The following is an 11,635-nucleotide window of genomic DNA, read 5'->3' on the forward strand; positions in this document are numbered from 1 at the left end:
TGGGAAGGTATAGATTGCCCGTCTCCCGGTAATGCCGATGCTGGCGTGAGTTCATTTAACGTCAGGGGGATCTGCCATTGCTGGAAACTCGACACCATCTTCATCAACTGTACTGAAACAGCAGGCACCGCTTCATTGCGAACCGGCAAAGGTTTCCACGGCAGGAATACCCGGCCTTCTTTTGCGCCCTGAACCAGGTCAAAAACCGGTGACTGATTAAATACACTCTGTACACGCTGAACAAAATGCGCTGCTGTACCGCCAGGCATAATCTCGTAGTGAAGGCGGACGCCATCTTTTCGGCATGAACCTGCTGTCAAGCGCCACCCCGCCAATAACACCGGGATCGTCCGACGGGTCATGACACAACGTGCCAAAAACGCGGGTAACAACGGCTTATCGGCCCACGGATGCGGTAAGTCAACAGGTTTTGGCGTTTCTTCAAACAATCGTGACGCCCTGACTTGAACGGTTTCAGTCATCGGTAATCTCTCATCGGGAGATTTTCCTGACTGCAACAACACTCCTACGACTATTAACAACATGATAAATACGGCCATCAACAATAATGGTGTCCGCCACCGCCGTTGCAGGCGACACATCCGATATTGATGAGCCGACAAAGCAGAAATTATTGAGCGCCAGTGGGCCGGATTATCAGGGTCAGATACCACCCGCCAGCTTTTATCTGGAGCCGGGTTAAACGTTAAAAAACGGAACAGTGCTGCATTGACATTCTCGCGGGTTCCGACAATATCGGCCATCACGGACGGCAAACCATTCTGCGTTGCCAAAAATAACCATTGCCCTTCGCCCAAATCATAGATCCCGTACCCGTTTGGGCCGGAATGTGATAAAAAAGCAATGGCTAAAGAATACGGTGTGTGACGGCAATACCATTTCCTGATTATTCCCGTTCCCATCATACGTGTAGTCTGCTGACGTCTCCTCGAGCGATTGCCCACGACCAGATGCACATTGGTGTATTGAGGACGAACACGTTGCCCTCTACGGCGCCCCCGTTTTACCTTCACGTACGGTGACCAACGCAGACCACTGATCCAACAATGGCGACCGGCCTTTACAACCGTGACTTCGGGTGTCTCACCGGGTATTTCTAAATCAATGCTGTTCATTGATTCATGCCTCCTTTCATTCCTCAATCCAGTAATACGGGGGTGATCAAAATAACCAATGTGCTACGCTTATTCTCTCCGGACTGTCCTCCCCCAAGCAGGAAATTACCCGGTGTAAAGGTTCCCGCCTTAGTCACCCGAGTATCAGCCTGTTCAAATCCGGTGAGCACCAGAGCCTGCCCGGCACGCAGATTCACTTTCTGGCTCAGTGAACGTAGCCGGGTATACGGCATCTCAATATAAGAATTGCCTTCTTTAGATGTGAATGAACGGATAGTCGGCGGATCAGACAGGTTGAAAGCCACTTGTAGCTGAACATCCCCATTGCGCTGTATCAACGGCAACAAAGTCATATTAAACCCGGTAGTGATCATCCCGGGCATCAGAGCCGTGGTGGCTCCCACATCTGTGGCAGTCGTTGTACTGCTTTGAGCCACATACACTGTCTGATCAGCCATCTGTATCGGAATGGGGGTCAAATTAGTGGTCGCACTTCCTTGAGAGGTCACCACGCTGACATTACCTTGTTCGCTCAATGCTTTTATTAACAGGTTAGAACCCGAGAGTTTTGCCGCCTTCCCTGTGGCACTTTCCAGAATACTGACCCCCGCAGACGTTGCCCCACTGCCCATACCGCTAAAACTGCCAGATAACGTAACCCCCAAATTATGCAATGAGTTATAAACTAATCCCCAGTCCAGTCCCATTTGCTCTTTACGGGTAGTGCTGACACTCAGCACCTGAACATTCAACAAAACCTGACGGTTGAGAACAGTATTTTGTTCTTCCACATAACGGGATACCGAATCCAGTACCGCCGGGGTATCTGTTACCATCAGTGTTCCGCTGGAGCTTGACAACCAGAACCGACCCCGCTCGGGCGTCAACATATTCTCGACTGTCTTACGGATGTCTTCGTATAAATCACTGTTCAGATCAACCGTCGTTTTCTGTGAAGAGCTGGCCTCCCCAGAGACAGAATTGTTGACATTACCACTGCCCCCGGATGTCCCCATACTGCTGGTTGACCCTGAGGCAACACTGGCATTACTGCTGGTACGGGTGTTGAGAACATTCAACTGAAATGTCCGGGTTTCGAACCGATAAAACACAACGGCCCTATTATCCATCTTCCATGCAATCCCTAACCGGCTGGCAATATTGTCTAAAAGCCCCGTCAGCTCCCCTTGCCAATTGAGACCCGTGAGGACTTCTGGCTCTCGACGCTCATCAGCATTAACTGAGTGTATATCTCGATCATCCAACCAATCCAATGGCATGCGCCCCTTATCATCAGGTGTCGGTAATGCCCCATTCATCTGGCGTGTCAACCCACCCACAGTGGTTGATGTTCGTGATAAAACGTCGGGTGTTACCGTGACCCGAACACCACAAAGTTGAGTAATGCGTTGTCCCAGTTCCGGTAATGTCAGCCCGACTTTACTGTTAATCGTTATCTGACAGGATGGCAACGTTACCGATGCGACAGACTGAACTACCGGTTTCAGATTCACCCAGGGTTTATCTACCCAGGTTACCCCCGGTTGTTTCAGGTTATGCTGTTGGTGTAAATGCTGTTGTGCGACTCGACTTTGCATACTGGCCTCACGCGCCATATTATCCACTGCCTGCAAGGTGCAACCGGACATCAGCGCCATCTCTGTTACCACTACCAGTGGTGCAAGGCAAGTACAAAGCCTGAGTGAACACCGTTTATTTTTCATCACATCCTGTCCGTTTTTTTCAGTTGAAATACACCACATCACCATCGCTGATCCCGTCAGGAAGAGTGCATCCTATTTCTTGGCCAGATAAGCCATACAACCGCCCCTGCCGGACTTCACCAATCAACATGGACCCCTTAGTGCGTTCGCGCAGAGCGGTGACAAGACCGGGTATTTCCGGCATCCACACCCAGAGCCGACCTTGACTGATAACATGTCGGATACGGGCATCTGGCTGAAAAGGCAGAATGAGCTTACGGAGATCCACCGTGCCATTTTTAGATGTATAGCCCCCACGCCAGTGATTAATGGCACTGGTTAATAGCAACATTTGGTCTGCCAGTATTCGAGCCCTTGCGTTGTCATGATCGACATACAGTTGTTCTGCCTGTCGCAACTGTATACCCCCGGCAATCAGCAGAAAAACCAAGGCAAACGCACTGATGACGTACCCCATCACGGCTTACCGGGTTACGGGTTTATCACTGACTGAAATCAGGCACTGAAAGCGACTGACTTCGGTAAACAGCGGCTTCTCGGCCTGTCGGTAAAGATCAAACAGTTGTACCAACAAGGACTCAAAGTTGCCTTTGAACGTCAACGGCGCATCAATGCGGTAATCCGTCGGTGACGACCACACCACTACCCAATGTCCCCCTACCGGGCAATTCGTTGCATTAGCCCACCGTTCCAACGTTCCACGCAAAGTGGTTCCTGTTTCCGCACGCCAGATGTTGCCTATCGGTACCGTGGTCACGGGTGTACTGCCGCTCAGTAGGGATTTAATGGGCTGAGTGGGTGATACTGAAGAAATGGTTGTGGGTTTCCCTCCTGTCACAGGAGCCTGAAGGGTATCTGTTTTTGGTCTTTCAGCTATCGGTGGTTTCACCGGTAACGGAGTCGCTAATGTGCTGTTGGACAATGTAGATGCCGATAACGCCGGTGAAGAAGACCTCTGCAACGGTACCCGCATTTTGGGCGGTGTTATCCGACCAACCGTTGTCTTGGAAAATTGATGATATTCATCACGTAAAACAAAACACACTTCACGATTCACCTCATCTACCCGGATACGCCATGCTGGCCCGACAACAATCTGCAACGCTTCACTGAGCCGTATCGGCCCAATTTTGCGTTGAATAGCCGGTAATGGCCTGCCTATCAATTTAACGAAATGGGTTGCGGCGGTATCACACAGCGAATAACCGGTTCCAAATAGCAAATAACGCAATCCATCACCAATGCGTTGTACCAATGGGACTGGCATGGTGATATTGATGATTTGATTGAGGGGTTCACGCTGCGCAGCCTGGCTGCCTACACTCACCAAAGTATAGCGATCATAGCGTGTAACTTCCGGTGTCGGAGAATAGATATCGGATACGGCGGGACGTGCCTGATGAGAACGGTGAACACTTACACCGGATGCGGTAGTCTCCTGAGTTTGTCCGGCACACCCAGCCAATACCATGACGGACAACCAACTGAGTGAGAAAAAAACAGGGTTTTTCATGCGCATTCCCATGCAGGTGATCCTAAATGCGACTTACTGTGCGGGGATCCGGGACTGAGCTCAATACAGAACTCTTTTTGCAAAATCAAAAAAAACGTACCAATCGAAATCAGCGCGTCAGATAGGTTAATTTAAATTCAACTGCTAATTTTTGCAGTGTGCTACTGGCCGGATAGAGGAAAGATGCCGGTAAATTTTGAAGTGGTGATAGTTTATCTGGCTAAGAATTCGTTCTGCATCGGCAGTATTCTGAAGCTAAAGATGCTTAACCTGTAAATCGGCAACAAGCTCCCCGGTGAGCGATACGGCTTTGGATAGAGGGTACAAGGCATGATTAGTCGTCATTCCTGAAGAAGAAAAAGAGGCAAAAAAAAATCCCACTAACATCCCCTAGGGAACATTGCGAGCGTTGTTAAAGCTAATATTACGCCCGACGTAGATTTTGTCAACGCATTTTGACACTTTTGTCAGATTCGCATAGGGTTATTCTCGGTATCTGTAAGTAACCGGGCTTTTGAAGTGTCCTGGAAATTAAACCACAACACAGTGCGGTGGAGACAAAAACAGCCAATCCCTCGATATTGAATTGGCAAAAACCATTGCCACGCAAGGAAGAAATAACCGATGAAAAGCCAAAAAGTAAAGTTCAGCCGCTACGACACTGCAGACTATCTCCAAACAGAAGAAGATATTGCGGCGTACCTGGAGGCCGTGGTGGAAGATGGTGATCCTTCCCTTATTGCGGCTACTTTGGGTGACATAGCACGAGCCCGTAACATCAGCCAACTAGCAAGAGATGTTGGAATGAGCTGAGAAAGGCCCTTCTGGCGAAGGAAACCCTACATTTACGACAATCACAAAGGTTGCTAACACCTTGGGACTACGTTTTACTATGCAACCCACTAGAACACCGACAACGCACACTCAATAGGATGAAACTTTATTTTCCTCCAACAATTGGACTAATTCTTGATGGAAGTAGATAGATGAAAACGACAGGACATAAAATGTATTAGTCGCGACTAATACACATTAAGTTATATTTGACAGGATATAATTTCATGTTCCTCAAACCAATTTTGACTCATAATATTCGTTTTTACTTTATTAGGCTCGTTTGTGTAAGCAACTATCGCTAAACTTTTTTCCGCTCGACTACAAGTCACATAAAACAGTCGTCTAGTGCGATCAATACTAGTTTCTTTGCCTTCCTTCTGGTTACGTATGTCTGTTGCAGTTGGGGGTTTAGCTCCAAACAATTTGTCATAACTGAACAAAAAGCCACGAGCTTCTTCGTCATCCAGAATGACTATTACCCTTGGAAATTCGAGCCCTTTAATGCCTTGATGAGTACCGAACCTAGATTCATCAGATATGTACGCAACGTATTCCTTAAACTCACTAAAGCGAGACATCAACGCGGCATCCCAAGCGTCAACAACGGGATCTCGATCATTATCATCTTCTGCTTTTTCATAGTTCCTATCCTGCCTCTCAGCAATCAATGTGAGAACATCGGGGACATTAAACAAACGAGTGCGCTGAACTTCTTTAAGGATGTTGATTAGAGAGGGATCTGCGTCATCACGCCATAGAACATAAAGAGCATCGACAGCATCCTTAACTTTTGCTAACTCCGCCTTAGGTTCAGCACTTTGTTCAAAACATTCTTTAGAAATAAGTGGCGAATACTTATTAACGATTCTAGAAACAGCGAAGTGGTTACCTACGTCCAAGCTCTTGATAAGTGGAAGTACTCTCTCTGAAAAAAAAGTAATGCCAGCATGGGTTCCATCAAGCAAACCGGTTCTAAGCTTATCGACTTCATAGAGAGAATTGAAAAAGCTTGCAAAGCCCCCTCGTTGTGCCGCCATGTGATGTTCTAAGGTTAGTGTTTTATTGTGTTTTTTCTCTGCTATCCACAAGTCATCAGCGGTAATCTCTGCCATTTTTTGACAAACAAAGCGCTCATAAGCCTCTTTGTCTATCCCATCAGATGTATCCGCAATAAATAGTCTGACGAAGCCTTCCTCTGGCTTAGCGGATTGCTGTAAGTTTTGATCGACCTCGGCTCGAATTTTATTGATGAGTTTCACAACTCGACGAGGACACCTATGGTTATATTCCTTTTTTGGAGTAAGCCAACCATCCGGCAATGGAGCTAGACCTAGGTCTTCTTTTCCATCGTTATAAATCCGCTGCATAATGTCGCCGAACAGACCTAACGAAAACTTGTCCTGATGTAAGCTCTGAACTACAAACAAAGCATCAATTAGCTCTTTTTTCGTGTCCTGACTTTCATCTACAAGCAAAACCGGGAATTTGCGTGTAAGAATTTGCTGCAACAATGGACGGCTGATCAGCAATTCAGCGGTTATGCCGATCACTTCAGCATGGTTAAGTGAATCCTTGCCCGAATTTTCACCATTAGGATTGTAGGTAAACTTCCTAATGTTGCTTAGTGATTCCAGCCGCTTTAGTTTGGCCGCAATCTGCTTTGGTCTATCTTCGGCCGCTTTTGTGCCTGCTCTACCTTTACGCTGTGCTTCCTCAAGTTCGACAATGTCTGATTGAAGTCTGACTCTAAGCGACTCTCTAATATCATGCTGATGCGGCTTGATTAGCTCCCAAGCAAAACTATGAATGGTCGAGACGCTAAAGGCAGAATCGAACTCCAAGCGGCGTTTAATTTCATCACAAGCGGCGTTGGTATAAGTAATGATTGCTACTTGTTGTGCTTTTACTCGCAAGCGATGGATATTATGTTCACGAAATCGCTTAAGTACTTCGACTAAAGAGCGAGTTTTGCCCGAACCAGCCCCGGCAAACAAAAAGAAGCTTTTTGGATTATCTAGATCTAGACAGCCATAGATCTCATCGTCAACTGTCTTAGTATCAATCACCTCTGTCATTCCTTTGCCTCCGACTTTGCCGCAAGCGGAGAGCTATTGATCAACTCTTTTTCCAGCCAATTGAGCCCCTCAGCAATATAGTGTGGAGCTTTAAAAGTGCTTGGTTCAACCAAATACAATAGATCCAGTGCCATTTCAGCTTTCTTGGCGTTCTTATCTAGTGCACAAAACATGAAGTGACAGGCTGTATCAAGCATTGGTTGATTAACGGCTTCAACCATTTTTTTGATAAGACCGGTTTTATCAGTCATTTTTCTAAATACTGACAAGTTAGCTAAAACCAGTGCATCCTCAAAAGTATAAGGGATCGCTGATTCCGGCTCTGGTTGATCCGGTACGTCTTTCTCATCTTTAAACTGAATTGATACAGTGCAAGGGTAAACAACTCTGACCTTTCCGTTGCTCGCTGTCTTCTGTTCAAACTCAGCCCTCAATACCTCGTCTAATAATGTTTTTCCTGGTGCCCAAGTTTTTAATGTATCGTTCCCCGTTTTGAGGCCCTGACCCATTACCGGACGAGCTTTACTTGTTGACTCAGCCTGAATTGAATCGAGGTCGGTAATTACCAGCGTAGGTATTCCTAAGGCTTCTATAAGTGGACGTAATCTGTGCGCATGACTACCACCAATTTCCAGAATAGAAATATAACTTCTATCTAAATCTGGATAATGGTTTCGAATAAAGTGAGGCACCAACATCCGCTCAGCGGGACCTTCAACCAAAATAGCAGCATCAGCAAAAAACAGATCGCAATGTGTCGTTTTTAAATAACGCGTTGCAAATTGTGCTGTTGCGATTCTCTCTTGCTCTTGTGTTTCTTGTGCTATTTCACCTTTAGTCTTTTTTCTATCTGCGCCAAAAGTGGTAGACATATTAACGATACATGCATTTGGCACTTCAGGTTCATTAACCAATGGTTTCCTACGGAAATAACGCAGTCCGGTAAAGTCTGTTTCGTGTGCTATATGGCTAGAATGCGTACTAACGATCATCTGAGTAGCAAACTGCTGTTTTTCTTCCAGATCAGGATGATTACGCAGCACACTGAAAGCTTTCTTGATAAAGACTTGTTGCACCTGCGCATGTAAATGAGCTTCAGGTTCTTCAATTAGCATTAAGTGCAGAGGCTCTATAGGCCTATTATTGCTTTCTTCTCTTTTGCTAACCTTGCCAACACGCATCCATTCATCACGAAAGCGAATCAGATTAAAAATCATCGAAATCAGATTTTGATAACCTAATCCATTGTATTTTTCGGGCAGGCAAAAAGCATCACCTGAAGGGTCTTCACTGCGAATGACTTTAAACTGTACTGCCGAGTCATGATTCAGTCCTGCTAACGGATTCACTTTGCTTGACAGTAAAATTTGTGGGTCGCTAAACCCAGGATAATTAAGCCCTTCCAACTCACCAATAGCGGCACTGAAACTGGTCTTCAATTTTTGATCAAATACTGTTCGGGCACTTTCCATTGCTTCAAGCGCATCTAGATCGCTCACATCAGGAAGCTCGCTAGGGTCGAGGTGCTTATCAAAGTAATTCCTTAACTGAGCAGACAAGCGCCGATCAGTATTTGCCGCACCTTCACCGGCATTTGAGTCTGAAAAACCACGCTGCGCGTTAATGATGTCAATCTTAAATAGGCCATCAAACGGGTCACCATCAATTGCCTCCATGAATTCTGTAAAAGCCTGAGGTTGTTCGTTGTCGGCTAAAGCTGGATCTAGCACATAAGCGCTAATTGCAAAAAATTCCTGAAGCTTTCTATCCAGAAAATCGCGCATTGAAGTTGGCCATAATACCAGTGGTGATCCAGTTGTTTCATCTGCTTCTATCTTGCGAGCAGATATAGTTTCCCTAGCTGCAGAGTAAGCGTTGATATAAGCTTTGTATAGTAATTCAAGGTTTTTCGGTTCTAAAATTAGCCTGACACCCAGCAAGCCGCCATCCCAATCCAAGGTGGGCAAAATGTGGCTGACGTAGTGTATTTGTAACTCATCCACCTCTAACCACACATCAATCGAAGGGAATTGTGTACGCCATGTATCCAGAGTCAGATCCGGGACTGGGGCTTGTTTTTCACTTTCACTAATCCAGCCAGTGCCGACCGAATTGATGGTTGCCCAATTGGATAAAGTAATATCGGTGGTTGAAAGCTCTTTGCGCTTTGCCTTTTTCAAAAACATGATCAGCGCGTCCATAGCGGACGTTTTACCACTGTTATTAGCGCCGACGAAAACCGTACTTTTCCCAGTAAGCTCTACACGACAGGATTGTAATTTTCGAAAATTTTGTATGTCGATACGGGCTATTTTCAACTCTAACCCTCCTTGCTAATTTTTATTTTTGATTTCAATTTATCATTACTAAAATTACTTTATTTATTGCCCTAAGTCATCCTAACGTAAGGCTTATTTGAAATGTCTTAAAGTCTTAGAATCAATAGCTTGAACCCGTGGTGCGTACCATCCGGTAAGTCCACAAAAAGTCGAAGCTTACCGTCCCCTTAAGCAAAGCCATTTAAATTCAATAAGATACTGACAATTTCATCATCAATTTCCGTATCTTCTTCTACCCTAAACGGGAAGATAGCTCCGCAAGCTGAATTTGAAGTAACTGATGAGATACCTTGCTACTTGCTGACTTTACAAGTTCAAGTAGTTGAGAAGCTATGATCTGCTCCAAAGTTCGCCCATTTATTTTCCTCCTAGGCATGACCATCACACGAACTTTCACATGTGAAAGTTCTCAGACCGCTGACAAACCTCGCTGAAAATCACGAGGTTTGTTTCTTTCATGATGAAGGATCATGCCACCCATTTTCCTCATTTATCCGGTTTTATCGCCCGGCAGGGGGTATTTTGGCTCCTGCTGCATTGACTCTGCGCGTCCTCCAGAGATAAAAACAACATAGCATTGCGACCAGCAATGCTATCTTATTGATATTTTGGCCATTTCTGCCAAAAGACACTGTATTTTCACTTTCAGCAACCCCCGAAACCGGGCATAACGGTGCCCATGACGCTGCTTCGCATCCGCGAAACTGCGTTCTATCGTCTCCTTTCGCCGTTTGTAGGTCTTTTTACCCACGGCGTTAGCCGGTTTTCCCTGGCCTGCTCCTTACTCTCCTCCCAGACATGACGGGTGATCGTTTTACCCCCTTTGGCCTACGTACAGGACGCGCGTTTCGGGCAATACTGGCAGATATCCGTTGCAGCCTGATAATGCCGGTATCCCTCCCGGCAGGTCGTTTTATAAATCAACTTTTCGCCCTAGGGACACACATAACAGTCCCGCTGCTTGTCATAGGTAAAATGCTTTTTCTGGAAGACGTTCGGCCCCTTATTCGAGCGGCGGTAACCGATTATCGGAATGACGCCTAACTGTTCCGTTAAGTAACAAACCGAGGTCGTAAAATAGCCCGCATCCAGCCCGACCGCGAGGGAATTTAAAGAGAATCGCTTGAGCTGACGCGCCAGGCGTTCAATAAAGGGTTGGCTGTCGTGGACATTGCCCGGTGTGGCATAGGCACCGGTGATGATACTGACTTGCCCATCCACACTACGGTGGTCAAGATAAAAGAATCCCCTGGGTTTGTTGGTCCGGTGCATAAATCCGCTTTCCGGATCGGTGGTACTGACCTTCGTCTTTCTCTGCTGTTCCTTAAGAGCTGGCTTCAGATTTTTTCCGGCCACGGCCCGGTCTTCATTGACGGCTTTATCCAGTGCGTCAAAATAGGCGCCAGGGGGCACAGCACGTTGTTCGTTCCTAGATTTACGCGGATTAGCACTGGCTTTCAGGTGAGTGCTGTCAGTATAGAGTACCCACCCGCCGACCGATCCTTTGGTCATCGCCTGTTCGACAATGTGGTTAAAAATCTGCTGGAAAACGGCAGTATGATTGAAACGACGGCGGCGATTCTGACTCAGGGTTGAAGCATCAGGAACCTTCTCAGTCAATCCGAGGCGCAGAAACCAGCGGTAAGCCACATTCACCTGAATTCCCTGTACCAAACGGCGTTCACTGAGGAGCCCGAATTAAGTAGCCGAGTAACATCATTTTAATCAGCCTGACCAGATCGATGACTGGTCGCATTATTGTGGCAATACAAAGGCGCGACTCATTCGCAAATAAATTCGAAATCAATGGCAGCATCGATTTTACGGACCAAATGATTTTTGGGCACCAGCTCATCAAGCGAGAGCATTTCTGGCGGGAAAGTCTGGGGAAGGGGAGTTCTTAACATAGTAGCAAGCTCCGTCGGGTGAACGGAACTTAATTAAAGCAAAGCGCCGGATAAAAAACCAGCACTTTGTCAATAATCTGAATCCCCTGATAAAAAATCAGGGG

Annotated in this window: 7 protein-coding genes and 1 pseudogene; 1 reads left to right on the forward strand and 7 read right to left on the reverse strand. The window is 46.4% G+C overall.

Going from position 1 to position 11,635, the window contains the following annotated elements:
* The 4 genes from pilO2 to ACGF7G_RS20930 form a co-directional block, all read right to left on the reverse strand.
* Positions 1–1,136, reverse strand: a 1,136-nt coding sequence (gene pilO2 / locus ACGF7G_RS20915) for a type 4b pilus protein PilO2 (protein ID WP_387468101.1), incomplete at its 3' end; no start/stop codon positions are given.
* 23 nt (positions 1,137–1,159) lie between these two features.
* Complete coding sequence (locus ACGF7G_RS20920) at positions 1,160–2,794, reverse strand: PilN family type IVB pilus formation outer membrane protein (protein WP_387468113.1); 1,635 nt, start codon at positions 2,792–2,794, stop codon at positions 1,160–1,162.
* Between the two features lie 85 nt (positions 2,795–2,879).
* Positions 2,880–3,317: a type IV pilus biogenesis protein PilM gene (gene pilM / locus ACGF7G_RS20925; RefSeq protein WP_387468103.1), complete on the reverse strand. Its 438-nt coding sequence runs from the start codon at positions 3,315–3,317 to the stop codon at positions 2,880–2,882.
* A gap of 6 nt (positions 3,318–3,323) precedes the next feature.
* Complete coding sequence (locus ACGF7G_RS20930) at positions 3,324–4,373, reverse strand: TcpQ domain-containing protein (protein WP_387468105.1); 1,050 nt, start codon at positions 4,371–4,373, stop codon at positions 3,324–3,326.
* Between the two features lie 624 nt (positions 4,374–4,997).
* Here ACGF7G_RS20930 and ACGF7G_RS20935 point away from each other — a divergent pair.
* Entirely contained in the window at positions 4,998–5,186 is a 189-nt protein-coding gene (locus ACGF7G_RS20935) for an addiction module antidote protein (RefSeq protein ID WP_387468107.1), read from the forward strand.
* A 224-nt stretch (positions 5,187–5,410) separates the two neighbouring features.
* On the opposite strand, the gene ACGF7G_RS20940 is transcribed toward ACGF7G_RS20935, so the two are convergent.
* The 3 genes and pseudogenes from ACGF7G_RS20940 to ACGF7G_RS20950 all read right to left on the reverse strand — a co-directional run bounded on the left by ACGF7G_RS20940 (position 5,411) and on the right by ACGF7G_RS20950 (position 11,531).
* Positions 5,411–7,285: a UvrD-helicase domain-containing protein gene (locus tag ACGF7G_RS20940; protein ID WP_387468109.1), complete on the reverse strand. Its 1,875-nt coding sequence runs from the start codon at positions 7,283–7,285 to the stop codon at positions 5,411–5,413.
* Positions 7,282–9,603, reverse strand: coding sequence for an ATP-dependent endonuclease (locus tag ACGF7G_RS20945; RefSeq protein WP_387468111.1), 2,322 nt, complete (start codon positions 9,601–9,603; stop codon positions 7,282–7,284). The genes ACGF7G_RS20940 and ACGF7G_RS20945 overlap by 4 nt, the downstream gene beginning before the upstream one ends.
* A 521-nt stretch (positions 9,604–10,124) precedes the next feature.
* Positions 10,125–11,531: pseudogene (locus ACGF7G_RS20950) on the reverse strand (IS1182 family transposase).
* Positions 11,532–11,635: the final 104 nt, after the last annotated feature.

The organism is Photorhabdus sp. RM323S (genome assembly GCF_042879375.1).
In the GTDB taxonomy this organism is placed as follows: domain Bacteria; phylum Pseudomonadota; class Gammaproteobacteria; order Enterobacterales; family Enterobacteriaceae; genus Photorhabdus; species Photorhabdus tasmaniensis.

Coding starts and splice junctions, on each gene's coding strand:
- ACGF7G_RS20920 (WP_387468113.1), bottom strand. CDS start 2,794: ATGGCGCTGATGTCCGGTTGCACCTTGCAGGCAGTGGATAATATGGCG.
- pilM (WP_387468103.1), bottom strand. CDS start 3,317: ATGGGGTACGTCATCAGTGCGTTTGCCTTGGTTTTTCTGCTGATTGCC.
- ACGF7G_RS20930 (WP_387468105.1), bottom strand. CDS start 4,373: ATGAAAAACCCTGTTTTTTTCTCACTCAGTTGGTTGTCCGTCATGGTA.
- ACGF7G_RS20935 (WP_387468107.1), top strand. CDS start 4,998: ATGAAAAGCCAAAAAGTAAAGTTCAGCCGCTACGACACTGCAGACTAT.
- ACGF7G_RS20940 (WP_387468109.1), bottom strand. CDS start 7,285: ATGACAGAGGTGATTGATACTAAGACAGTTGACGATGAGATCTATGGC.